21 protein-coding genes are annotated in these 26520 nt (G+C 37.7%); 4 read left to right on the plus strand and 17 right to left on the minus strand.

Annotated features, from left to right (window positions below; genetic code table 11):
• Nucleotides 1-2: 2 nt before the first annotated feature.
• The 12 genes from JXQ92_RS03440 to JXQ92_RS03495 form a co-directional block, all read right to left on the minus strand.
• Entirely contained in the window at nt 3-2711 is a 2709-nt protein-coding gene (locus JXQ92_RS03440) for an SLBB domain-containing protein (RefSeq protein WP_421985183.1), read from the minus strand.
• 120 nt (nt 2712-2831) lie between these two features.
• On the minus strand, nt 2832-3032 hold the full coding sequence (locus JXQ92_RS03445) for a hypothetical protein (protein ID WP_421985184.1): 201 nt from the start codon (nt 3030-3032) through the stop codon (nt 2832-2834).
• 3 nt (nt 3033-3035) lie between these two features.
• On the minus strand, nt 3036-4889 hold the full coding sequence (locus JXQ92_RS03450) for a tetratricopeptide repeat protein (protein ID WP_421985185.1): 1854 nt from the start codon (nt 4887-4889) through the stop codon (nt 3036-3038).
• Between the two features lie 365 nt (nt 4890-5254).
• Nucleotides 5255-6880 carry an Ig-like domain-containing protein gene (locus JXQ92_RS03455; protein ID WP_421985186.1) on the minus strand — a complete coding sequence of 542 codons (1626 nt, stop codon included), beginning with the start codon at nt 6878-6880 and terminating at the stop codon, nt 5255-5257.
• Entirely contained in the window at nt 6877-7710 is an 834-nt protein-coding gene (locus JXQ92_RS03460) for a class I SAM-dependent methyltransferase (protein WP_421985187.1), read from the minus strand. The genes JXQ92_RS03455 and JXQ92_RS03460 overlap by 4 nt, the downstream gene beginning before the upstream one ends.
• A gap of 41 nt (nt 7711-7751) precedes the next feature.
• Nucleotides 7752-9617 (minus strand): tRNA uridine-5-carboxymethylaminomethyl(34) synthesis enzyme MnmG, encoded by a 1866-nt coding sequence (gene mnmG, locus JXQ92_RS03465; RefSeq protein ID WP_421985188.1) that lies wholly within the window; start codon nt 9615-9617, stop codon nt 7752-7754.
• A gap of 73 nt (nt 9618-9690) precedes the next feature.
• The gene (ybeY, locus tag JXQ92_RS03470) at nt 9691-10119 is read right to left on the minus strand and encodes an rRNA maturation RNase YbeY (RefSeq protein WP_421985189.1); all 429 of its coding nucleotides are present in this window, start codon (nt 10117-10119) and stop codon (nt 9691-9693) included.
• A complete protein-coding gene (locus JXQ92_RS03475; RefSeq protein ID WP_421985190.1) occupies nt 10119-10520 on the minus strand; it encodes an ATP-binding protein in 402 nt (133 codons plus the stop codon). Before JXQ92_RS03475 ends, ybeY begins: the two co-directional genes overlap by 1 nt.
• A gap of 9 nt (nt 10521-10529) precedes the next feature.
• Nucleotides 10530-13910, minus strand: coding sequence for a DUF4175 family protein (locus JXQ92_RS03480; protein WP_421985191.1), 3381 nt, complete (start codon nt 13908-13910; stop codon nt 10530-10532).
• Nucleotides 13911-14001: 91 nt separating this feature from the next.
• Complete coding sequence (locus tag JXQ92_RS03485) at nt 14002-14760, minus strand: exodeoxyribonuclease III (protein WP_421985192.1); 759 nt, start codon at nt 14758-14760, stop codon at nt 14002-14004.
• Entirely contained in the window at nt 14757-15122 is a 366-nt protein-coding gene (locus JXQ92_RS03490; protein ID WP_421985193.1) for a hypothetical protein, read from the minus strand. Before JXQ92_RS03490 ends, JXQ92_RS03485 begins: the two co-directional genes overlap by 4 nt.
• The gene (locus tag JXQ92_RS03495; RefSeq protein ID WP_421985194.1) at nt 15123-15467 is read right to left on the minus strand and encodes a carboxymuconolactone decarboxylase family protein; all 345 of its coding nucleotides are present in this window, start codon (nt 15465-15467) and stop codon (nt 15123-15125) included.
• 269 nt (nt 15468-15736) lie between these two features.
• Between JXQ92_RS03495 and JXQ92_RS03500 the strand changes: the two genes are divergently transcribed.
• A complete protein-coding gene (locus JXQ92_RS03500) occupies nt 15737-16201 on the plus strand; it encodes a ComF family protein (RefSeq protein WP_421985195.1) in 465 nt (154 codons plus the stop codon).
• Nucleotides 16202-16252: 51 nt separating this feature from the next.
• Here the strand turns inward: JXQ92_RS03500 and JXQ92_RS03505 are convergent, their stop codons facing one another.
• Entirely contained in the window at nt 16253-17782 is a 1530-nt protein-coding gene (locus tag JXQ92_RS03505) for an SUMF1/EgtB/PvdO family nonheme iron enzyme (protein ID WP_421985196.1), read from the minus strand.
• A gap of 309 nt (nt 17783-18091) precedes the next feature.
• On the opposite strand from JXQ92_RS03505, the gene JXQ92_RS03510 reads away from it, so the two are divergent.
• Both JXQ92_RS03510 and JXQ92_RS03515 read left to right on the plus strand, forming a co-directional pair.
• Entirely contained in the window at nt 18092-19243 is a 1152-nt protein-coding gene (locus JXQ92_RS03510; protein ID WP_421985197.1) for a sensor histidine kinase, read from the plus strand.
• A gap of 14 nt (nt 19244-19257) precedes the next feature.
• A complete protein-coding gene (locus JXQ92_RS03515) occupies nt 19258-19983 on the plus strand; it encodes a LytR/AlgR family response regulator transcription factor (protein ID WP_421985198.1) in 726 nt (241 codons plus the stop codon).
• 25 nt (nt 19984-20008) lie between these two features.
• Here the strand turns inward: JXQ92_RS03515 and mfd are convergent, their stop codons facing one another.
• Nucleotides 20009-23362 carry a transcription-repair coupling factor gene (gene mfd / locus JXQ92_RS03520; RefSeq protein WP_421985199.1) on the minus strand — a complete coding sequence of 1118 codons (3354 nt, stop codon included), beginning with the start codon at nt 23360-23362 and terminating at the stop codon, nt 20009-20011.
• Nucleotides 23363-23494: 132 nt separating this feature from the next.
• Between mfd and JXQ92_RS03525 the strand changes: the two genes are divergently transcribed.
• Entirely contained in the window at nt 23495-24121 is a 627-nt protein-coding gene (locus JXQ92_RS03525) for a cytochrome c oxidase subunit 3 (protein ID WP_421985200.1), read from the plus strand.
• Here the strand turns inward: JXQ92_RS03525 and JXQ92_RS03530 are convergent.
• From JXQ92_RS03530 to JXQ92_RS03540, 3 genes are all read right to left on the minus strand, one after another.
• The gene (locus JXQ92_RS03530) at nt 24111-24362 is read right to left on the minus strand and encodes a hypothetical protein (RefSeq protein WP_421985201.1); all 252 of its coding nucleotides are present in this window, start codon (nt 24360-24362) and stop codon (nt 24111-24113) included. The genes JXQ92_RS03525 and JXQ92_RS03530 overlap by 11 nt on opposite strands.
• A gap of 5 nt (nt 24363-24367) precedes the next feature.
• Nucleotides 24368-25042, minus strand: coding sequence for a hypothetical protein (locus tag JXQ92_RS03535; RefSeq protein ID WP_421985202.1), 675 nt, complete (start codon nt 25040-25042; stop codon nt 24368-24370).
• A 174-nt stretch (nt 25043-25216) separates the two neighbouring features.
• Nucleotides 25217-26440 (minus strand): hypothetical protein, encoded by a 1224-nt coding sequence (locus JXQ92_RS03540; protein ID WP_421985203.1) that lies wholly within the window; start codon nt 26438-26440, stop codon nt 25217-25219.
• Nucleotides 26441-26520: the final 80 nt, after the last annotated feature.

Here is a 26520-nt window from a genome sequence, read left to right on the forward strand (position 1 = left end):
ATTTAGTTATTAGCAATGTTCCGAGCTAAGAAGACAGCGGTCAAAGACGAGCTAACAATCGCGGCAATTGTACCAAAAGTTTCTAGGAATTTTCCTGAGTTTTGACGCTCAGGTTTTGGTGGTTTTGCCGAAACAGTGATTATCGAGCCATCTAAAACCCTAGGGCTTGAAAACCACTTTACTTTTTTAGTAAAGCCTGTAGGTTCGGTAATATAGATTTTACGCCCTTCTTTTGTTTTACCTCCTGCGTTTCTCACATAAGACCTAACACCTTTTCCCGATAAGTACTTTTGCAAAGATGGGTTTACCACTTGACCTCCTACCTGTACTGTAAATACAGATTCCGGAAACACTACCCTATCATTATTATTTACTATTATATCAAATTTTGGATTCTTCTCTTCAAAAAGGTCTTCAAATGAAAACGCTAGCTGTTGACCATTCCTAAAGAATTTTGCTCCAGCGAGATAAACGTTTGGCGATAAGCCTCCAGCCCTTTCAACAATACTTGACAGTGTTTCGCTTTTAGATTCCAAATAGTACGTTCCAGGAAACCTAACTTCTCCTTCTACGGTTACAGACCGACCTTCAGCTGAACCGGGTATTAAATCCACCTTAATTCTATCATTATGCTTCAATTGAAAATCATTATTATTCGACTCAGCTTTAAGTCCAAGCAAATAATCCTTATCTATCTTAACACGAGTATTAGTTGCAATTTCGTTACCACTAAAATCGAAATATTCACGAGTTATAGTAACTGAATCCTGAAATGACTTTTCAAGAAAACCACCTGCTTGAATTAATAAATCCTCTACGTTCATTTCTTCCGTAAGGCTAAAACGTCCGCCATTTTTTATAGCCCCTTGAACAGTAACGTATTTGTCTAAAACCTCTGTAATATCTCTGCTATAAAGTACGACTTGATCTTTAGGCCTTAGTATTACATCAAAAGTTTTATTCAACACGCTGTCCAAGTCAAAAGACACGACTTGATATTCAATTTTTCCTTCCTGATACCGAAGTAAATCGGCCCTGCTTGTCAATATTCTATTTTGAAAATCCATATCTTCAACATTCGCAGACATAAATATGAGGTCATAAAGAGACAGGTTTTCTCTCCATGGCATAGTAATAGGATCAGATGTAAACCCAGAAATCGAAACAGACTCTAAAGACTCTACTTCGTTTTCATTATAGATTTTTAATCTATCTTTTCTTTGAAGCATTATGCTGTCAATTCCATTTGTTGAGTTTAAGATGGAAGCAAGAGAAAATGTTCTAAACTTTAAATCACCATTTTCATCTACTCTGAAAAGGTCAACTTTATCCAAATAAGTATTGGGCCTAATACCGCCAGCCATACTAATTAAGGCTTTGAGGTTCATCGATTCTTCTAACTCATATTCACCTGGGCGAAATACAGAACCTTCAATATTCACAACATTGTCTAAATCATCTAAAACCTTACCGAAAGTGATAACATCACCATCCTGTAACTTATAATTTACCCCTTGTTCAAGTAAGTCCTTATAGTTGATATTGATAATTTCTCGATCAAAGTTAGATTCACCGTCTCGATCAATGATAGATTTTATTCTTTTGATTGTAACTGACTCCGTAAATGCTGTTGGTTTCAATCCACCCGCAAAGCCTATGAGATCTATTAAACCTTCATTATCCTTAAGTTCAAAAATAGCCTGCTTGTTAACCTCTCCATTCAGCGTTATGCTGTTTTTTCTGCTAGGTATAAAAACGACATCATTACTAATTAATCGAACATCTTCTCTTGCGGTCCCTTTGATTAGATAATCATATAAATCCATTGTAGAGATGTATCTATTATTCCTAAATACCTTTATTTCCCTTAAAGATCCAGTCGTTTTTATACCCCCTGAAACATAGAGGGAATTCATAGTTGTTGCGAATGCATTGATTAAATGGGACCCTGGTTTATTAGATTCTCCCATAACCATTATTCTTATTGGCCTAAGCTTGGTCAGTGAAACATCCAAAAAGATTTTAGGAGGGTTTTTCTTGAGTCCAGAATAAAATTTTGAAAGATATTCTTTCATCCTTACGTTCAAATTCTCGTATGTTGTTCCAGATACAAAAACTTGCCCGACATTTGGAATGAAGAGGTTACCATTAATATCTACTTCTCCTTCAAATTGAAATTCAGCTTCTCCCCATAAATAAACTCGTAATTCATCACCTGGTCCTATTAAATAGCCTGGGTCAATATTACCCACTAACGCACCTTGATTTGAATAAGGGTTATTGTTAAAAATATCATAGCCGAAATACTTACTTACGGTAGACTGTGGTTCTTGAGGTACAGTATCATTGGAAACACTTGCTGCTTTTTGTATAAGTGCATTTTCAGAAGTAAATTCAACATTTGCATTAGATACTTCTTCAACGGTTTTAGGTGCTGCTCTCTTTCCTGAAGAACCCGAAATATATTTTCTCAAATACTCATCATAGTCTAAACCATACACTTTAGCTTGACGCCTGGCGTCGTCTTCTGTCATTCCTCTTTTTCGCAATTCAGAAAGGACTTCCTCTTTGGTATCAATACCTCGCTTATCAAGTTCAGCCTTTACTTGAGCCTCGGATTGGGCTTTCAAAGAGTTTCCAATGCAAAGCACTAAGAGAAAAAATATTGGTGCAAACAGCCAGAAAGGGCTTTTGGTTCTAGTATCTTTCATGTATTGAAGCAAAAAAAACGCACTCTTGCGAGTAGCGTCAGTGCCTAAAAGTAGCAATTTTTTAGATACTCGTCACAAAATAGTTATCAATTCAACTAGTTTAACAAAATAATAACCTTTCTAAAATTCACTAATATGAAAATCTGAGCCTTTTCCTAGGCCGATTAAATCGTAGAGAGAATATTGATCTAGCGTACTAAAATCCCTGAGTTTACAGTCGCCATCATCAAAAATTTCAACAACTTCAAACTCAAAAACTTCACCGAAATTAACCAACTTAAATCGCTTTCCCACTCTGAGATTATTGAATGACTGAGACATAAATCAATTATTAAAATCTCCTCTTAACTCACGAAACCTAGTTCTTGCCTCGGCAACAAAAATACTTCCCGGAAACTTCTTGAGTAGATCATTATAGAGGGCCATTGATACTTCATAGTTTTTTAAGTCTTCCTCATTAATCTTAGCTGATAAGAAAAGCGAATCATCGCCGAGAATTTCGAAATAATGAGCATCATTAATGGTTTTCAGTGACTCTAATGCTCCAGTAAAATCTCCAAGTTCTCTAAGGGTATTCGCCTTCAAAAATAGGAGTTCATCCACAATGGAATGACTATTATATTTAATCAACATACTGTCCATTTTAACAATGCTTTCTTCTTTTTGATTTTGAAATAACATAAGCTCTATGTTTGCAAAATCCTGCATCACCACATCCGTTGAATCAAATACAGTATTATTTTTAATTAAAATACTCAGGTCTAATGCATCGTTAGCAATTTCTCTGGAGGTTGCCAATTTCAGTATATCCAAATTACTTTGTGCTAGTTCAAAATCACCTTTGAAATAAGAAAGTTTAGCACTTTTGAGCTTTGCCATATAACCCAAAGGCTCATCTTTGAACATTCTTTCAACTTGTCCATAAAGTAAGATTGATTCCCATGGCTCTTTATTCAATAAGTATATATCAGCAAGATCCATTTTTGCCTCTGCCACTACTTTACTTCTACCGACTGGTTGCTCCAATACTTTGGTTAAAGTTTCAATTGCTGTAGGCACTTTATTCAATTGAAAGGCTTGAAGAAGTGCCACTCTGCGTTGTGCTTCAATAACAGAAAAAACATCTCTCGACTGTTCTATAAATTGACCATATTTTATAATTAGGTTTTCGATTGCAAGGGTATCAATTGGATAACTCGATTTTAACACTTCCTCTTCTGACAACAATGTATATCTTGATGCAAGACGTCTATTTGGGCTCTCTACAAAATCATTAAGTATGTAATTGAAGGCTTTTTGAGAACTCTTATAATCAGAGTTTCGATAGGCAATCATTCCTACATTCATGATGTTATCACCATTATTCTCCAGCCTTCTGTCTAAAGCTCTTGCTTGGCGAAGAGCTGCTGGAAAATTCTTTTGTTGAAGATGTGTCCATACCAACAAATCATTAAAAGCTGGTTTTCCTGGTTCCTTTTGAATAAAATCATAAAGAATGATTTCAAGGGTATCCAGATCGGTGGGTTCTCTTAAAAAATTTTGAAGGGAATTCTTTACGTAGCTAAGGTTCTGTGGTTGATTTTTCGAGAAGTTTAAGTATTCAGAAACCATCTTCCCTTTCATGTTCATTACCCTATAGAGGTTAGCCAAGTCTAAAGCAAAGATATCTGATTTACCGATCGCTTTTCTTCCTTCTGTGTAGGCTTCAAGTGCTTTTTCTCTAAAATTCTTTTCAAAAAATTTATTAGCTAGAATTCTTATCCGCGTAGGTTTTTTATCCTCAGCAGCAATTTTCTTTTCCCTATCAATAATCCTATCAAGAATAGCATCAATCTTTCCTTCTTCTTTTTTTGCTCTATAAACTGTGGCTAAATCGATTTCATATTCGAAATTATCTGGATTGTCCTTTATCACTTTCTTAACATACTTTTCCGCAGAACTGTAATCTTCTTGAGTGAGCAGTAAATTCAAATATGTATCATGAATTCTAGGGATGTTCCTTTTGTTTTTGGCTAGTTTTTCAAATTCAACTCTGGCTTTATCGAATTCACCAATGGTGAAATATTCTCTTGCAATTTGGACAGGATCATTGGACTGAGCTTTTACGGTTTGTGATGCGATCAGTAAGCAAGATAGAATACAGAAAGAATACTTTATCAACACTTTCACAGGCCTCATTATATATTATTTTTAATTAGATAAAATTAAGTTGTTTCTATTAGTCCTGTGGATACGTGGAAAACTTTTTAATCAACATTTATATTGACTTCTTGTTTACGTAATGTTCAATAATACAGTTTTGTACACAATTTACTAACCTATATCTTTCTGTTTAGCAGTACTTTAATTTTTCTTGTTGGAAACTTAGTGTAATGTGTTTATAACTAATACCGATTTACTAACTGTTATTTAAACTGTGGAGATCTGTTGATATATGCATAGTTATTCATAATGGTATTTGATTGGATTTGGATGACTCTGCTTTTTGTGGACGGATTGACTGAAATTACCAAGATATCCACAAGTTGTACAGTTGACTTTTGTTAGAAATTAATATTGACGTCGGTTTGTTCCCAATTTTTCCTTACCTCTATTACTTTGGTATTATAGAAATCATCAAAGTAGAATTTTGCGGGTTCGGAGGGTTGATTGGTTAGGATGTTTCCTATATCCCATTTGCCATTAGCGTTTAAGTCTTTAATCACCCTGACCTCATACCTGCCTGCTGGAAGAAACTCGAATACGAAGTTTTTTAGGCGAGACTCTCTAATTATTTTGCGAGATCTACTGTCTAATAGTTGGACAATAACCTTGTCAACATTAGTTGAAACAGTCCCGCTGATCATGGCGGTATCTTCTGCTTTTAGTCTCGTTATGGACCTTTGTTGGCTCTTTGAACTATCTTGATCCACTGATATGAATGCTGCTGCTTTTATATTGAGTGCTGCTGATTGAGAGCCGTTGCCTAAAAGTTTATCGGCAGAAAGTGGTATGGAGAGCTCAGTCTGGTATATGTTCCATTTTAAAAGAGAAGTATCTATTGGTATGACATTGAGACTATCTTTTATAAAGGAGAGACTATCAAAATTGACTTTCGCAATGGGTTTGTTGAAGATAAGTTTAATCGTATCCTCTTCTAAAATGCCTTCTGTTCTAGGTTCAAATTGAAGGGAAAGACTTGTTTTTGATAATTTGGATTCAGAAAAATAAAATTTAGCGGTATCTAGTAAGGCCTGATTCAAGGAGTCTATTGCTGAAAAGATAAGATCTGTAGTGTCACCAAATACTTCAGATGTATTATAGAATCTTATTTTTTCATCGCTGAAGAAATGAAAGTCTAAATCCTCAAGATTCATCACTTCGAAGCCTGTGATACTCTTATTGAATGAAATATCGTAGTAAGTACCGAACGGACGTGCCGATGTGGTTTTGAGCTTTTCCGTGTTAAGGTTTTGGAGTGTCATATCAATATTGCTCAATGATGTATTGAGCATTAAAGTATCGGCATAAAAACCATATTTCTCTTTTTCAGTATCAGCTATGCCATTGCTGTTTTTATCTCTAACGGCATATACTCTGAATTCACCGGAGGGAAGGTTGTTAAAGCTGTAGTTACCCACAGAATCCGTTTTACTATAGTATGATGCTGCTCCGTCTATTATATTGAGTGAATCTTGTAATTGATACAAAGAGACGAGCGCGTTTTCTACTGGTTCTTGGTTGTAAAGGTTAACGATGTTGCCAGATATTGATAAAGAATCGATATACGGACCAGTTGAAAAACTGAGACCTACTCCGTCCGCTGGATTATTATTAGTTACATCCTGAACGCTGCTAGCAAAGTTGATACTATATGTTGTACTGTCTTTGAAGGGTTCGAAGAATGTAAGCTCTACCACATTCTTATTAATTCTGGATTTAAATGACCCTTCTGGTTTAGGGGTAATTACAATATCTGTTTCAAGTGACCGGGCTTGTACTCTTTCACTAAACGAAAATTTAAGCGTTTGTCCTTTGAAGTTTGTTTCTCCTGGTGCTGGAGTCGAGCTGATTAGGTCTGGTCCTTCTTCATCCTCTGGTCCTCCTGTGGGAGATATAATTCTTGCACATGAGAAAATGGCTAAACTCAATAGTGTGAATGAACAGAAAAGCTTAAGTGATAATTTCATTTGCTCAGTATGTATATGAGACTACTGTATTCTCCTGTGCGTTTTGCCTTGCGGTTAGATTGATAACCTTTTAATATTGAAGATAGATACTTTTTACGTCCTGTTTTATACTCTTCGGAAAGAAGGCTTACGTAGTAACTATCGAATTTCATAGGGTGCGTTGCTACAATATTCAGACCAAATCGCTTGGAGAGTTGGTGAATGCTTTTTTGCGAAAAATGGTATAGGTGTCTTGGTACATCATAACCGGCCCAGTTATTACCATAATATTCTGCGTCGTGAGATTTGAAGTTGGGAAGAGCAAGAAGGATTACTCCGTTGTTATCCAATCGAGATATCAGGCCCTCCATTGTTTGCTCTAATTGATGGACATGTTCTAGCACGTGGAACAAACTGATAGATGTGTATTTAGTATTGCTTGCGAGATCTGCTAATTTATGATTTAAAGTTATACCGTGTTTTTTGAGCGCGCTAGCTCTTGCATCTTCATCGGGCTCTATACCATCAACAGCCCAACCTGACGCTTTTAAATGGCTAAGGAACGCCCCATTACCGGCCCCATAATCTAAATGCCTTTGTGATAAGGTATATTTATTGAGAATCTTCTTTTTAAACTTAAAGTTTAAGCGTTGGACTAATGAATATGCACTATTGAAAAGAGGGTTAACTTTATCGCCATGTGATACATAACTACCTGATTTATAATAAGTTACAATTGTTTCTTCCTTTGGCCGAGGGTCTGTATAAAGGGTGTTACAGGTTTTACATTTACTAATTAAAAAATCCTCTTTGGTTCCAAAATGATCTTTAACATATATGTGCTTTTCCAAAGGACTAAAACATAGGTAGCATTTGTTTATGGATTCTGTACTCATCGGCCCATATAAACCATTAATACTGAAATATCTGCAGGTGAAACACCACTGATTCGGGATGCCTGACCTATTGTTTTTGGTTTGACCTTAGCCAACTTTTCTTTTGCTTCTGATGATAAGGCGGGAATGTTTTGAAAGTCAAGGGTGTCTTTGATTATTAGCTCTTCTAATTGAACGACTTTTTCGGCAAGCTTAGTCTCCTTGTCAATGTAATCTTCATACTTCACGTGTATATCTGCTCCTTCTAATACATCTCTGTCATATTTTGATAAATATTCATCAAATTTTGAGCCTAACTTCTTTAGATCTTGAATGTGGATTTGAGGACGCTTTATCAGTTTTCTGATGGAAGTTTTTTGTTTGATTATAGCAGTGTTACTGTCTTCAAGCAATTGGTTTACTTCTTCAGGTATGACTTTTTTCTGATCTATATCATTGAGTAGTTTGTTAAGACTACTTGATCGGCCCTTCATTTCATTAAGCCTTTCTTCTGTTGCTAGATTTATATTGTGACCCTTTTCTGTAAGCCGTAGATCAGCATTATCCTGACGCAATAGTATCCTGTGTTCAGCTCGTGATGTAAACATTCTATAAGGTTCGTCAGTGCCTTTGTTGATAAGGTCATCTATAAGAACCCCAATGTATGCTTCTGCTCGATTCAGTAGAAATTCAGGCTTTTCGTTAATTTTTTCGTGTGCATTAATTCCTGCCATTAGTCCTTGGCAGGCTGCTTCTTCGTAGCCCGTAGTGCCATTAATTTGTCCTGCGAAATATAGATTTTCAACTAAGTGTGTTTCTAAAGAACTACTTAATTGAGTCGGAGGAAAGTAATCGTATTCAATGGCGTAGCCAGGACGGAACATTCGAACGTTTTCAAAACCTGCTATTTTTCGAATCGCTTTATACTGTATATCTTCTGGAAGTGAGGTGGAAAAGCCGTTGACATATATTTCTACAGTATTCCAACCTTCGGGCTCAACGAAGATCTGATGTCGGTTTCTCTCAGAGAACCTGTTGATTTTATCTTCTATGGATGGACAATACCTTGGGCCTAAGCCTTGAATTCGTCCATTGAACATTGGAGATTGATCAAAACCTTTTTCTAGTTCTGCATGTACATCTGGATTGGTGTAAGTAATAAAGCAACTGCGCTGTTCTGTGAGTGAAGAAGTTTCATTGGAGAAAGAGAACTTTTCAGGCTGTTCATCACCTGCTTGCTCTTCCATTTTACTGTAGTCTAATGATCTTCCGTCTACCCTTGGTGGAGTTCCAGTTTTCATTCTACCGGCTTCGAACCCTAGGCTAACAAGCTGTTCGGTTATACCTGTAGAGGCTTTTTCTCCAGTTCTTCCTCCACCAAACTTCTTTTCTCCTATGTGAATGATACCATTAAGAAATGTGCCTGAAGTAAGTATAACGGCTTTCGACTTAAATTCAAGGCCCATGCTTGTACGAACACCGACGACTTTTTTGTCTTCTACAATAATGTTGGTAACCATTTCCTGCCAGAAATCAACATTGAGATTACTTTCTAACGCAAGGCGCCATTCTTCAGCAAACCGCATTCTATCGTTTTGAGTCCTTGGGCTCCACATGGCGGGCCCTTTGGATTTGTTAAGCATCCGGAACTGTATCATTGATTTGTCTGATATAATTCCAGACATACCACCGAGTGCGTCTATTTCTCGAATAATCTGTCCTTTGGCTACACCTCCCATTGCTGGGTTGCATGACATTTGGGCTATAGTGTTCATGTTCATTGTAATGAGTAGAACTTTTGAGCCCATTTTGGCACTGGCATAAGCTGCCTCACAACCTGCGTGCCCTGCGCCAACAACTATGATGTCGTAATTTGAGTGCATGATTTAAAACATGTGTTCCACGTGAAACATAAGATCTGTGTTTAATGTTTCACGTGGAACATGTGATTGTTTGTCAAATTTGAAGCAAAGATAAAGAAGCTTCTTCTCTTTTTGTCATCTCTTTTTGCTCTGCTTCTGTCTTGTCGTTTTGACCTAATAAATGTAGAAGACCGTGAACCATAACACGATGAAGCTCATTGTCAAAATATGTATCAAGCGTTTTGGCATTATCTCTAACTCTATCGATAGATATGTAAAGGTCAGCAATGATGGTTTCTTCTATTCCATCATTGTTATCGAATGTGATAATGTCTGTAAAGTAGTCATGGTTGAGGTACTCTTTATTTATCTGAAGAAGATAGTTGTCTGAACAATAGATATAATTGAGATCTATTATTTCCTTGCCTTGAGCTAAAGAGATTTGATGTAGCCAGGCTCTAAGTTTGCGTTTGTTACGAAGTGTGAACGAAATGTCTTCGTTAAAGAAATTAATGGCAGGCATTAACTTAAATAGAATGTGAGCTGAAGTGATTTACCGTCTTCTTGAAAGTTGACTTCGTCTGCTAAATGCTTTATGAGAAATATTCCTCGTCCACCAATGTTTTCTATATTTTCTGGTGCAGTTGGGTCGGGTAATGTCTGATGATCAAAGCCTGAGCCTTGATCGGTAATGTTGAATACGATTTGTTCTTCACCTAAATTGGCGCTAAGAAATACTAGTTTGTCTTTATCTAGTTTGTTTCCGTGAATTATTGCATTATTCACAGATTCTATAACGGCAATCATTATATTGCCATAGAGATCGTCGGTGAGGCTGTAAACTTCTTTAGCGTTATCAACGAAACTTTCTACGATTCGGATATTTTCGACTAATGATGGTATTTGTATACTAATGTTCTTCATTGAAAGGGCTCAATTCTTTTCCTTGATCTTCTTAAAGTATTTATTAGTCTCTTTTTTGTAGTAAGGGTTGAGTTTCGCTGGTATTGTACGTAATAACTCTATTTCTTTTTCTTTTGCCTTTAGGTATTCATTGAGAGACGCTGGTATCGACAGTTCGTAATCAACTGCTGTTCTGGCTTTTCTTTCGTCGTCTTCTCCGCGTTCTTGAATCGAATTTTCTGCATCTAGAAGCCGTGTAAGCATTTGCTGCTGTCTTTGTATGGTTTCATCTGTAATGTTTTTGTTGATCAGGTCCCATTCATTTTCTTCCATCTGTTCGACCAGCTTATCGATTTTTTCACCCAATTTATTTCCATCTAGTCCAGTTTCAAAATTTTCTAATGCATTTCTAAGCCTTTCTTGTTGTGAGGCCAACTGAGCGAGTTCTTCGGAAAGCTGCCTACCAGTCTTACCACTCTGCTTTAGTTCTTCGATTTGTTGACTAAGCTGTTTTTGTAAATCGCTTAGTCCACCCATTTGAGGTTTGTTTTTTCCTTGGCCTTGCTTACCGCTTTTGTTTGATCCCATTTGACTGGCCATTTGTTGCTGCATTTGTTGAACAACGTCGTCTAATAGTAGTGCTAGGTTGTTTATGGCGGTCATTGCAAATTGCTGCTTACCAACGGCTTGGCTAATCCTTTTTTCTTTAAGAGTTTCTACAGCGCCTTCCATTTGATAGTTCATCGCAGAAAGCTCTTTCATCACAAAGGAAGAGATTTGGAAAACACGTTGAGATAAGGATACTAAACTGTCTTGGATAATTTTTGAGTCATCTTGTAGTTTCAATTGGTCTTGTGATAACTTAACGTACCTCGGGTCGCTTTGTCTTATTTCTTTGAATTCATTCATTAAACCTTCCTGACTGAAGGATAGAGTTACGAGATTATCGACAAGGTCTTTTAAGTGCTCTAGGTTCTCTTGCTGTTGCTCCATTTGAGCCGCGCTCTGCATGTTTTCAAGGCTTTGCTTTAGCTCTTGCATTTTACCTGAGGCTCTTTTCTGTGATTTAGCTGCTTTCTGTCTGCTTTCAGCGTTTTTGCTTTGGTTCTGCTTTGATTCACTATTCTCCGATTCCCCTTCTTCGTTTTCTTGCTCTTCACTTTTTTCTTCCTCCTCATTTTCTAAGGATTCCTGAGCTTTTTCCTGCTCTTCTTTAATATCCTCTGCCTGTTCCTCAAGGTCATCAGGAAGTGGGTCGGGGTTCTTTCTGTCTTGATTTAGCTCTTGTAGCTTCTCGAGCTCTTCCTGTAACTTTTCTAGGTCATCGCGCTCTTTTTCTTGCTCTTTGGCCAGTTCTTCGTTGCTCTTATCTCCCTTTTCTGTTTCTTTAGTTAGCTCTTCTTGATCTTTGATCTCTTCTTCAAGGTCTTCGATGTTGTTCTCGAGTTTTTTATCAAACTCTAGCTTTTTAAATAGTTCAAGCGTTCTTTCTAGGTCCTCTTCAAGGTTTTGGCTGTTATTGCGGAGGTCCTCCATTTGTTCTCGAAACTCTTCGATATCTGCATTCTCTTCTAGTAGCTCTCGAAGTTCGTCATACATCTTTTTCAGTTCATCATCGAGTACATTGTTCATGATCTCCTGAAGCTGTTTCATTTTTTGCTTTAACTCTTCACTCTGCGGTTGAAATTGGTTTTGCTTGGAATCATTGAGCTGATTCTCTTTTTTGAGCTCTTCCATGCGTTGAGAAAGCTGTTCCTTTTGATCAAGAATTTCTTGCATGAGCTTCTCGTCCTGCCAATCCATCTCTTTTTTAGTTTTCAGCCGCTCATCTGCTTCTTCGATCTTTTTGTTTAATTCTTCGGCTTGCTTTAGTGTTTCATCAACCTTCTTCTGAATTTGTTGACTGCTCTTTTCTATCTCGTCTTCTATTTCGTCTTGAGATGGGATCTTAAAGCTATAAGTGGCACTTCTATTTGCTTTAGAGCCGTTAACCGCATCGTTATCAGTTACTTGCATGTAATATTTTAGCTCACTTCCCGCTTGTATTTTACTAGAATCGAGCGTAAACACATGATAATAACTTTGATCGGTTAGGGCTTTGTTGAATGGTATTTCGATGTAGTCGAAACTGTTATCGTCGTAACTAAAATGAAAACTGAGCTTATTAAAACCATAGTCATCTTTAATTTTTCCACCAAGTACTACGTTTTTGTATAGCACTGTATCTTGGAATTGATCGAGAACGATTTCAGGGAACCTATCTTTAATTACTTCTATCTGAAACCTTAGTGAATCTTTATTTCTACTAAACTCATTTTTGAGTTGAACCGAATAGGCACTTGATTTACTTAGTGTTTTGTTGACTTCATAGGTGTTGGCACTAGGTTTTGAGGCGTCGAGCTGTAGACTATCAGTATCAAAATTGATGTACAAGGACTCCGTAGCTTTGGTATCAAAAGCCCACTTTATTTTAGTGCCTTCTGGTACGGTTAGGTTTCCAGAGTTCTGTATTCGCTCGTCTTTTACGCCAGTATAATTAGGGAAGTCTAAATCGATATTAAAAATGGATATACTAGGCCTTTCGAATGCTTTAATAACGTAATCTGGTGAAATAATTCCTTGAGATTCGAGCCTAAAAGAGGTATTTGGCCTAAGTCGGTTAATCTTATACCTAAAACTGCTAGCGGACAGTTTTTCAGCTTTTATCTTCCGCTCATTAATGACTATAAAAACATTTTCAGGGTTTGATTTCCCTTCTGTAGAAACCTGAATAACAAATGGTTCGTCTTGAAAGCCTTGTAATTCTGTGTCGAGAATGTTAAAGTTAAACGGTGCTTCAGGTTTGAAGTCTTCACTATAATTAATAATCCTAGTAGAACTTTCGGTGATGAATTGAGGTAGGAACAAGAGAAGTATGACCACTATGGAACCAGGGGCATAAATATACCTTAGGTATTTCTTGTTGGCATGTAAGTCAATTGCTTTTACAAAGGGAATGTTTTGTATTTCAGCGCTTTTCTGCCTGATACTTGCCTGAATTAATTCGTTTTCTTGAGTGGATAGTGACTCTAATTGTATGATATTCAGAAGCTTATCGGAAACTTCTGGAAAATGTTTGCCTATTTGTTGAGCAGCTTCTTCGTTACTTAATTCATTGCTGCTATTCTTTAAGAGCAATAACTGCCTGAGTACTTGTTTATAAAAAACGATGCCATTTACGAGTATGAAGCCATAGAGTAGCGCTGCTCTCCCTGTGTTTCCCAATCGACCTGAATATTCTATGGTGTTAATGGCAAGAAATGAGAGCAAAAGAAGGGCTGAAAATATGATTGCACCCTTAATCGCCTTATTCCTATAAAACTTCGCTTTATAGGCATTCAGTTGATTTTTAAGTGCTTCATTCGAACCCATACAGAAATAAGAATTTATCTACTCTCTAATTACGCAAATTACCGTCAAAGGATTGTGAAACAATTGATAAACAGGAAAATATCTGACTTAATCAGTCTATTTCTACTACAATTGGGCAGTGATCGGAGTGTTTTACCTCTGGAAGTATATATGCTTTAGAAAGTCTAGTTGTCATTTCTTTGGAAACCATGTTATAATCGATTCTCCAGCCTTTATTATTTGCTCTTGCATTTGCTCTATAGCTCCACCAGGAATAGTGGTGAGGCTGATCGTTGAAAAACCTGAAGCTATCAACAAAACCAGCGTCAATGAATTTTGAGAGCCAGGTTCTTTCTTCGGGTAAAAAACCGGAAGAGTTCTTATTCGAAACGGGGTTATGGATATCGATTTTAGTATGTGCTATGTTGTAGTCACCACAAAGAATAAGGTTGGGGTGCGACTTCTTCAATTCTAATGCATAGTTGAAGAAGAAGTCTAACCATTCGTATTTAAAGTCCTGTCGAACATCGCCACTTGTGCCGCTTGGCATGTATACTGACATAACAGAAAAGTCATCAAAATCTGCCCTTATCACCCTGCCTTCACTATCATAGGTGTTATTTCCGCACCCGTATTCTATATGTTTAGGGGTTACTTTTGTGAGAATTGCTACTCCACTATACCCCTTCTTCTCGGCCGTCTCAGTATACATAGTATACCCTAGTGCCTCATAGAATGGTTCAATTTGTTCTGGGTGTGCTTTTAGCTCCTGAATACAGACTACATCAGGGTCTTCTTCTTTAAGCCAATCCACAAAGCCCTTTTTTAAGGCAGCACGAATTCCATTTACATTGTATGATATGATTTTCATAGTGATATAATTAGGTCGTATTCCTTTTCAAAATATTCGATCACATGCATTTTAAGGAGCTTTTCTTGATCAAGCAAATCAAACCTTGGCAGCTTTTTCAAAGGGCTCCAATGTGGCCACCCTTCTTTGTCTAAACCTTCTAGCTCATAATACCCAGAGTAACTCAGCACCTTGCAAATCGCAATGTGCATTAAATCTTGTTTCTCCTCTTTTGAAAAGTTCTGTTTTCCTCTTCCGAGTTCTTGTACGCCAATAAGGAATAAGGTGCTGTTAAGGTCTTTAGGCCTTTTACCGATGGTATCGCCTAATGTTTTCATTAGCTTAACCCACTTTCTTTGAAGCTCTAAATCCTTTTTATACACTTATTTTCCTTCTTGAAGTTGTTCCCAATACTCTACTGCTCTTCTTAAATGCGGTATCACAATGGTACCGCCAATTAAATTGGCTATTGAAAATACTTCAAATACTTGAGCAGTCGTGATACCTACTTCATAACATTTCCCAAGGTGATATTTAATGCAGTCATCACATCTTAATACCATAGAAGTGGATAAGCCGACGACTTCTTTTGTTTTTACATCCAGCGCACCTTCTGCGAAGGCGTTAGTGTCTAAGTTGAACAGCCTTTTGAGAACTTTGTTGTCCTCCTCAAGGATTTTTTGGTTCATTTTGACCCTATAATCGTTGAATTCTTGAACTATACTCATGATTTGATTACTTTCTATTCTGATTTTTTACTTTGAAAAGCACTTTGACATCTTACTTCACGGACTTTCTGTCCTTGATCTACCCAAACATTTGTGTGGGCTGTGAAGACCTGCTTCCCTCAACCAACAAGTTTATTTGTCCGAAATGTCTGTACAATTTACCGAAAACCAATACTCACCGTATTGAAGTTCCACAGTTTCAAAATAAATTTTCAGGAATTGTTCCGCTTCAACATGTTTTGGTCTACTGCTACTTCAATAAACATGGCTTGGTACAAAGGTTATTAAGGGCTTTAAAGTATGGCGATCAGCCTGAAATAGGTGAAGTCTTAGGTCTTAGATACGGAAATGATTTAGTTTCTGCCGGCTTTAAAAATTACTTCGATATTATTGTTCCGGTGCCAATTCATAAGAAAAGGTTGCAAGACAGGGGTTATAATCAAAGCGAGTACTTTGCAAGAGGCCTTTCTAAAACAATAGGTGCTAAAGTGAATACTGAGGGTTTTATAAAATGTAAGCATATTGATTCCCTCACCAGCCAGTCGAAAGTAGATCGTATTGTTAATGTTGATCAGGTTTTTAAAGTAGTAGAGAAAGAGGCTTTTAGGGGTAAACGTGTACTTTTGGTAGATGATGTTCTGACAACAGGCTCTACGCTCATGGTTTGTACAGAAGAGCTGTTGAAGTCTCAGCCGTTATCAGTCAGTGTTGCTACTATAGCCGGGTTGAAATAAAAAAAGCACTAACCGATTGGGCTAGTGCTTTCCTAAATTTTCCGTTACGAATTATCTTTTCTTTTTAATGGCTTCCCCAATAGAGATCATGGCGCAGCGGAAACCTATAGTGCTGCTTGCTCCGTCCATATCTGTGAACCTTCTTGTTCCCGGTGCCATCCAATAGGCAACATCTTTCCAAGAACCACCTTTGTAAACCTTTGAACGGTCATTTACTAATGAACGATATTCTAATTGTGGGTTGTAGGAGATACTGTCTGCCGCTTGGCTCGATTGCCAACCGTAGTTTTCTTCAGAATCACCAGTACCATCTTTCCTTACCGGGTTTAAGTCATCAAAATCGCCAAACGATAGGGGCCTATAAGTATCAAATACCCATTCGCTCACGTTTCCGGCCATATTAAATAGGTTAAAATCATTTGGTTCGCGTTTACCAACTTTTTCAGGAATTGAAGCACCGTCATTATTAGTGTTACCAGCTATACCGGCATAATCACCTCGGCCTCTTTTAAAGTTAGCCAATTGCTCCCCTCTCTTTTTGCCGAATGGGTTTCTAGTATTTCTTCCATCCCAAGGGTAAATTCTTCCATACTCTTCATTTTCGTCTAAGTATACTGTACCGATGGTTGCTTTAGCGGCATACTCCCATTCCGCTTCGTTTGGTAAACGGAATTGAGGCAGATAAATACCTCTTTCAATAAACTCTCGCTTGTTTAAAGGATCGTTGATAAACTCAACTACTTCTTGCTGAAAGTCATCAAAGTCTTCTACAGAAATTACTTGTTTGTCTCCGTTGTTGTCACCAATAACCTGACCCCCAATTGCTAATTCAGGATCTTCAGTCGTTTCATTGATTACAATAAACTCTTCTTGAAAAGCTAAAGGCAAATCTTCGAAGTCCATTTCAAAAATGAGATTCAAGTTTACATTGTCAGTACGCCATTTAGAAAAATCAACTACTTGTCTCCAAGAAACTCCAACTACAGGGTAGTCATTATATCCAGGGTTGCTGTAGTAGTTTTCAGCATAAACATCGTTGAAAGAGAAACTTGAAGTCCAAACATTATCATCTGGAACAATGTCTTCCATCATTTTAGGGCTGCTAATACTGTGTGTTGGGCCAGTGTAGTCAGGAAGAAACGGCTCAGGCGGTTCGGCCAAGTCATCAGCATTTTTTCCGTTCGGGTTTTCAATTTCTATATTTTTCGGTAAGTCAAGAACCTGAGGGTTGTATTGGTAGAATACATATTCTCTCCATTGAGAGTTCGTAATCTCTGTTTCGTCCATCCAAAATGAATTGACAGTAACTGTTCTTTCAATATTATCTCTTGATCCGTATAAGTCTTCTTCAAAAGAACCTAGAACGGTTCTACCGCCTTGTACAAATACCATTCCTGGAGGGTTTGGTAGCCTTCTATCATCATAAGGCTTAAATCCAAGGTTACTCTTTCTGGTTCCATAAGCCGCACCAGTAGTACTGCTTACCTTTTGCTTCTTGCCAAAAATAGAGCAGGCACTTACTGAAAACATAATCAGAAGTCCCAGAGAACCTACTTTTATGAAACCCACTAGATTTTTCATTTTTTAATATTTAGTCTTCTCAGGTGAAAGTTGAACGTGCTAATATACAGTTATACTCGGTATGTCACAAAACCAAAAACCGGTTTCAATGTTCAAAACGCAATTATTCGACGTATATTTTCATTGAATGCAGGAAATTGTATCTGTTTAACTATTTGTTAGTGAGTAAAATTGTGTTGGTTTGAAAATAAAGTTGGAAGCGTTATTAGTTAGAAAGGCCTAACCGTATTATATCGCACTTGGTCATAACATATGACCTTTCAGTCAAGTGAGAAAAGATGAAGAAGAGTATTATACTTTATTTGAGCTATGAATAAAAGCAAACTGTATTGGCTTCTGCAGTTTGGAGGCTGGGGCGGGCTTATGCTTACCAGTTTCCTAGTAATGGTATTGCTGCTCCCTACTTTACCAGCTTTAGTGATTAATACGGTTATTATCTTTTTAGCTGTTTTTGTAAGTCACCGCTACCGTGTTTATGTTAAAAAGAGGAACTGGAAAGACTTAAAGGTGCCTGATCTGGTTCCTAAAGTTTTGATTGCAAGTGTGGTTCAGGGCATAGCGCTGTCAGTTTTAATCATCATTTTAGTATTCGGAGTACTTGTTCTACTTGCGGTTTCTGATCCAACTTTACTTGATTCGCTTTTAAGTGTTCCACAAATAGAAGGTTTAGATGAATCTACTCAAGAGGTTATTCGAGACGCTACCCTAAGTTCTTATTCAGGTAGCCGAATGGTTGTGTTTGCCATAAGCTTTGTGATTAGTAATACCATTTACTTCATTAGTTGGTCCGCTATTTATTTTGCCTATCAGTTTATTCAAAAGGCTCGTGAAATGGAAATTGAAAAATGGAAGTTATCTGCTTCTGTTAAAGACGCGGAACTGAGTACATTAAAAGCACAAATCAACCCACACTTTATTTTCAATAGCTTAAATAATATCAGGTCTTTGGTGGTGGAAGATGCTGAACGAGCGCGTGATTCAATTACTCATTTGTCAGACCTGCTCCGTTTTTCTATTCAATTCGATCAGTACGAAAAGGTGTCCTTAGAAAAAGAGCTTGAGGTAGTAGAAGATTATTTGAACCTTGAGGCGATTCAGTTAGAAGAAAGGCTCAAGTACAATTTCATTATTGATGAAAACGCAAAAGAGGTATTAATTCCACCGATGATTATACAGACATTAGTAGAAAATGCCATAAAACATAGCATTAACAACCTTCCGAATGGTGGGGAGATTATCATTTCTACACGAATCGACGAAGAAAGCTTAAGTATTTATGTAAAGAATACCGGACAATTGAGCATTAAGGCATCTGTTGAGGGCAAGAAAAAACATAAGGGGATAGGTATTAGTAATTCTCGAGAACGGCTTAGGCTTTTATATGGTCAAGAAGCTAGGTTAGCCGTTGAAAACATGAACGAACAAATGGTTTGTGCTACGGTAAAAATTCCATTTAAGTAAAATAAAATTAAGGCATGAAGACACTAATTATAGACGATTCGCGATTGGCAAGGAATGAATTGAAGCGATTGTTGAAGGAATTTGACAATGTTCAAATAATAGGGGAAGCTGCTAGTGCCGACGAGGCAAAAGAGAAGATTGGTGAGTTGAAACCAGACTTAATATTTCTCGATATTCAGATGCCGGGTAAAAATGGGTTTCAATTGTTAGAAGAGCTTGAGGTGCTTCCGGAGGTGATTTTTTCTACGGCTTATGATGAGCACGCCTTAAAAGCATTTGAATATAATGCACTAGATTATTTAGTAAAACCTGTACAAAAACAGCGCTTGGCAGGGTCTGTTTCTAAGGTTTTTGATAAAATAAAAAAGAAAGAAGCAGAACAATCAGAAGGCAACGACAACCTGTTGACGATTCATGATCAGGTGTTTGTCAAAGATGGCGAAAGGTGCTGGTTCGTTCAGCTATCAGAAATTAGGCTGTTTGAAGTAAGTGGCAACTATACCACGGTTTATTTCGATAAGTCTAAGCCAATGATTACAAGAACGCTGAACTACTTAGAATCTCGTTTAGACGATAAAACATTCTTTAGGGCTAACCGACAGCAAATCATCAACTTAAAGTGGATTGAGCGAATTGAACCATGGTTTAGTGGAAGCTTGCGTATTTACCTGAAAGGTGGAGAGGAAATTGACGTTTCAAGAAGACAGACATTGAAGTTTAAGGAACTGATGAGTTTCTAAAACCGATCATCTGGTGGATAAATCCTTATTGTTCTAGCATCAGGCTAAGTAGTGCTTTGCCTTCATCTACAGAACCAATCTCGCTGAAGGTTAAGATCAGTCTAGTTTTATATTCTTTCATTTTACTGGTTTTGGGCCGTTTTTGTACAAAACCAATGATTTTTCCGAAAATAGGCGATTGAAAATAAGCTTCGTTATCTGAAGGAAGGAAATAACACTTCATGTTTTCATTTTTCAGCATAACCTTTTCGAACCCGAGCTGTTCAGCAAGCCAACGGAGCCTTACCGTATCAATTAAGTCATTAACCGATTCTGGCATTGCGCCAAACCGATCTTGAATGTTGGTGATAAACTCCTGAAGCTTTTCTTCGTTTTTAATGCTATCAAGCTTGGAATATAGGCTCAGTCGCTCCGATATATTGGCCACATAAGACTCAGGAATAAGAATTTCTAAGTCTGTTTCTATGGTACAATCTTTAGCGACAATTTGGGCAGCTTCTTTTACTAAATCATTCGAAAAAAGGTCTTTAAACTCATTTTCCTTTAATTCTTGAACGGCTTCATCGAGAATTTTATGATACATGTCGAAGCCCAAGTCGGAAATAAATCCACTTTGTTCTGCGCCCAGTAAATTACCCGCACCTCGAATATCTAAATCGCGCATGGCCACCTTAAATCCATCTCCCAAATCAGAAAACTCTTCTAATGCGCTAAGCCTTTTTCGGGCATCGCTGGTTAAACCAATTGTTGGAGGTGTTAGTAAATAACAGAATGCCTTACGGTTAGATCGACCAACACGCCCTCTCATTTGATGAAGGTCAGAAAGGCCGAACATGTGCGCATGGTTAATGATAATGGTGTTGGCATTCGGAATATCTAGGCCAGATTCAATAATATTAGTTGAAACGAGTACATCGTATTCCCCTTCAATAAATTTCACCATTCGTTTTTCAAGGATGCTTCCTTCCATTTGGCCGTGGGCAATGCCTATTCTGGCATCAGGAACAAGTTTCAGAATGATGTTACCTATTTGTTCAATGTCATTGATCCGGTTATGTACTACGAAAACTTGTCCACCACGCCTTAGCTCGAAACTAATAGCATCGCGCATGACCACTTCATTGAACGAATGAATTTCGGTAGTTACAGGCTGTCTATTTGGTGGAGGAGTGGCAATAACGCTCAGATCTCGCGCCCCCATAAGGGAGAAATGCAAGGTTCTAGGTATAGGTGTTGCCGTTAACGTAAGTACGTCCACGTTAACCCTAAATTCTTTAAGTCTATCCTTAACTTTTACACCAAACTTTTGCTCTTCATCAATTACAAGTAAGCCAAGGTCTTTGAACTCTACATCTTTGTTCACAATACGGTGTGTACCGATGAGAATTTCCGTTTTTCCCTCTTTTACGCGCTCTAAGGTCTCTTTTATTTCTTTTGCCGTCTTAAAACGATTTATGTATTCTACCTTCAGCGGGAAATTGCTTAAACGCTCTGCAAAGGTACGGTAGTGTTGCATGGCCAAGATAGTTGTTGGCACAAGTACCGCCACTTGTTTCCCATTTACTGCCGCCTTAAATGCAGCCCTTATGGCGATTTCGGTTTTCCCAAAACCAACATCTCCACAAACCAACCGATCCATTGGGTGTGAAAGCTCCATATCATGCTTTACATGTTCTGTAGCCGTAGCTTGATCCGGTGTATCTTCATAAATGAAAGACGACTCGAGTTCGGCTTGCATAAAACCGTCTTCAGAAAAGGCAAAACCCGGGGCGTTTTTTCGTTTGGAGTAAAGGTTGATCAGGTCCTTGGCAATGTCTTTAACTTTACCCTTTACCTTTTTCTTTTTGTTTTCCCATTCTTGGCTACCCAACTTACTCATAGTGGGTGCCATACCTTCTTTGCCGGTATATTTCGAAATCTTATGGAGTGAATGCAAACTTACATAGAGTAAGTCATCGTCACGATAAACGAGACGAATGGACTCTTGGTTTTTACCATTTACCTCTTTGGTTTCCATGCCTACAAACCTTCCAACACCATGATCAATATGAGTAACATAGTCGCCAGGTTGAAGCGAACGAAGTTCTTTAAGAGTAAGTGCCTTCGATTTTGAGTGTTTCGCTTTGGTTTTGTACTTATGAAATCGATCGAAAAGTTGATGGTCTGTATAGCAAAGAATTTGACGAGTCTTGTCAATAAAACCCTGCCTTAAACCAATATTGAGGGGTTGAACTTTTAAGGTAGGGTCAAGTTCAATGAAGATCGTTTCTAACCGGTTGAGCTGATTTAAAGAGTCTGCAGCTACGCAGAGTGCTGTATTTTGGAGTTGCCATTTCCCGAGGTTCTCAACTATTCTGTCAAAGTTTTTATTAAACGACTGTTGAGTTTCTACGTCAAAGTCGAAACTATGGTCGGGCTGCATATAGCTTCTGCTGCCAAACTCAATTTGAGCGTAAGCATGAATATCTTCAATAAAAGAACTGGATGTCTCGAAAAGTGAACTTGGACTTAATACTACCTGTGTATCGGTAACAGAAAGCACTTCATCAAAGTTGTCCGTTGCTTTAGCGAAATACTTGTCAATTGTATCGAGGGTTTGCTGATAATCTTTGAACCAAATTTTCGTGTTATTCGGAACAAAACTCGGAAAAGACTGTCTAGTTTCTTCTAGCAAGCGCGTTTGAACATTTGGAATAATATTGATTTCCTTAATGTTGTCTTGGCTCAACTGTGTAACAGGATCGAAGGTTCTAATGCTTTCTATTTCGTTTCCGAACAACTCTATTCTATAAGGCAAATCATGTGCATATGAATAAACATCTAGAATTCCTCCTCTTACAGAAAATTGACCTGCTTCGTAAACGAAGTCGTTTTTCTCAAAATCATAGGTCAATAGCAGCTCGGAAAGAAATGCCACATCTAGTTGTTCGCCAACTTTCGCAGAGAATGTATTATTAGAAAGTGCCTTTTTATTAATTACTTTTTCAGTGAGTGCTTCAGGATAAGTGACTACCAGTTCTCCTGTAGATGCTTTATGATTAATACGATTCAGAATTTCTGCTCGCATTAAAATGTTGGCGTTTTCGGTTTCGTCGAACTGATAAGGCCTTTTGTAAGAAGTTGGGAATAAAAGGACCTCTTTATCCCCCATTAGGTTTTGAAGGTCGTTGTGAAAATAGGCGGCCTCCTCTTTGTCATGTAAAACGAATATGTTCGTCTGCTTATTGATCTGATAAGTAGCTGCTGCTACCACAGCATCGAGGCTTCCAACCATGCCTTTTAACCTTAACCGACATGGTTGATTAGGCTTGATTCTTTCTGCAATAGTCTGAATCAGCGCGTCTTCTTTGTAAACCTTTATGAAATCTCTAACCTTCAATGGATTTTGCTAAAGTGGGCAGCAAATGTAGTATATTTTGACCTTAAGCCCATTAGGCCCTGGTTTGCCTTTCGAAGAAATAAATGTTGCTTAACAAAACCCTTTCGTTTATCTAGTTGTTAGATACCGGTCATGAAAAAGGAAAAACAGAGGATCGACATAAGAAAAGAGGCTTTCAAGCGCATAGAAGGAATGCATCCGCATTTGGTTTTGCTTTATGTAAGCATGATCGGCAGCGCTATCATATTCCTATTCACCGTAGTGGCTTTTACGGTTTCAAGGCCTCCTGAAGCTGATTTTCTTAGCACTAACTTTCCAAAATCTTTTGTGGTAAGCACTTTTGTTTTATTGCTTTCAAGCTTTACAGTCTCTAAAATATTGCCGGCTTTTGAAAAAGACGATTTGGATGAGGTAAAGAAATGGCTAGGGTTAACGCTTTTGCTCGGCTTTGCTTTTTCAGTTTCTCAACTCACAGGGTGGAAAGAGCTTCAATCGTACAATATTCTTTTTACCGGAAATAGATCAGGTGCATACTTGTATGTTATATCAGGACTGCATGTTTTGCACATGGCTGGTGTTATGATTTTTGCCTTTGTACTCTTAATGGAATGTCATAAAACATCTCAAGATTCGGTAAAGCATTTAATGTATGCGACCAACCCTTATCAAAAGGTAAAACTTAGAATTCTCACTGATTTTTGGCACTTTGTTGATGCTGTATGGATTGTGCTTTTCTTTTATTTCCTTTTTATTTTTTAGGAGCAATAAGTCGCTTTACATCTTTAAAGAATTTGCCCACAACTTTAGGTATCGAAACATCGATTTTCTGAAGACCTATATTGAGTATGGCCAGCCAAACCATAAAGAGAATGACTATCATGGCAATAATCATGTTATTAAATTGCGGTTCTACCACGTTGACCTCTACTGTTTGGGAAATGTCATTATTTTGGAAAAATTCTATCAATGAATGATCGGTGGGGTAATGGAGTTTACTCATGTCTTTTATCGAATATTTACAGCATTCGAAGTTTTTATTCTGTTTCTAATAATCAGTAAAGCTTTTGTAATCCGATTCAAAATATAAATCGCGGGCCCAATAACAGGGGTAATGAAAAGCACAATGAACAGCCAAATCCTGTTGATGTTCCGATGAAAGGACATTAAGAAAAATGAAACTATCATAAGAAAGAACTGATAGACGTATAGTTTTCTCACGAAAATAAATGAACCACCAATTTCGGGCTTATTATAAATATAGCTTTCAACCTCTGGTTGGTTTGAACCATCCGTAAAAAATGCATTAAGCTCACCTTTGATTAGTAAACTTTCAACAATGCTTAACCCGCTTATTCTTAAAGAAACGGGTAGAGACCAATAAACGGTGTTTTCTTCCGAGTTCTGCGTTAACTGAAGACCTTGGTGGAATACTTCAATTCCGATGAGCAGGCCTGTTAATGTACTCACTATGGTGTCAAGCTTTATGGTGCCATTGTCTGTTTTCCTAAAAACTAATGATAGTCTCAAGTCAGTATAATCATCAACCATGAATGTGTGTTCATGTAAGTGAGCATCTTTAAATCCGTAAACCATACTACTCCAGCCTTGGCCCTTGATTGAGGTCGTGCAGATTGATATGAATAAGACCCACGTCAAGAGCCTACTTAGAAGAAACTTCATAATGGTCTTTTCTATTGATAAGGACAATAAACATAAATATAGGCAGAATATATTCTCCCCGAATTATAAAATATTATCAATCAAACTAAAAAAAGGCCGCGTGACCAAACGCGACCTTAAGCAATTGACTTATGAAGTATTGTTTTTGACTTTTGGGCTCAGCCCTGAGTTTTATTAATTGAAGGTAATTGTCTTAATGTCTTCCCAAGTAATGTATTTCGGGTCTCCGCTTCCAGTAAATACAAGTACACCATCATTTTCTTCGTTTACGTCTCTTGCATCTCCGATTAAAAGCTCTGTTCCATTCTTTAACACTACTGAAGAGTAATCGTAGTTCTTTGGTGTAATGCTTTTGATGTTTCCCATCGCAATGATGAATTCAACATCATCATCTTTTCCCTGAAGCATTTCGTAAGAGTAAGCCTCGTCCAAGTCGTAAGTAATGTCACCGCTAAGCGTTTCACCATCTACGGTAGTAACCGTTCCCGATAGTCTTTTAAGGTTGGCGAAGCTTTTGTAGTTCATGGTGCTCTTAGGAGCATCCTTGAATGTTACCTTTTTGAACTCTCTCCAAGGAATATCTACTCGACCGAAGTCCGTACTTACGATTATACCTCTGTTTTCTCCGTTCACATCGTTTGACCCTCTCAAGTACATTTCTCTACCTGATTTAGTAACAATGTTGCTACCACTTCTTTCTCTTTCGATTGATGATAGTTTTCCGAATTCGATTTTCACATCGCCATCTCTAGTATCACCGTCTAAAATGTCTGTAGATAACCTTTCATCGTGATCCCACTCTATAAATCCGGTGTATTCTGCGCCATATACTTCAACTGTTCCGTAAAGCGGGGCTCCCATTGTATCACCAAGTTTAGAAGGCGTGTCCATAAACTCAATAGTTTCGATTCTGCTCCATTTGAAAGAACTTTTGCCCAATTCACCATCCATTACATGAATAGTAGCATTAAAGTCGTTCGAGCCATCTTCTACATAGATAGTTTCGCCGTCACGCATGGTCATTTTTACTTCTGACCTTCTGTTAATTTCTATTTTAGAAATGTATCCGAATTGTGCTTGAAACTCGTGAGTAGTTTCATAGTCTCTGTTGTTGCCCCAGCTAATACTGAAACCGCTCCAGTTTCTTCTTTCCCTATCTCTTAATTCTCTCTTCTCTTCTCTAGATAGGTAGCGATAGTTATCGTTGTCTTCTTTGTTTCCGTTGAACACGTCAATCCATAGCGCTTCTTCTTTGCCCCATCGGATTTGACCAGTGTATGTGTCACCGTCTATAGTCGTCAGTTTTCCGTAGATCAATGCTTCGTCTTGAGCGACGGCATTCATTGAGCCTACCATTGTGAAAATTGCGATTAAGGTGATTTTAAGTTTAGAGTTCATGACCTTTTTATGTTTTAGTTGTTTTCTCATTTCTGATACGTCAAATATGGAGACAACAGATAGGTTATGAAATCAATAGA

The organism is Roseivirga sp., assembly GCF_049099775.1.
Lineage (GTDB): Bacteria > Bacteroidota > Bacteroidia > Cytophagales > Cyclobacteriaceae > Roseivirga.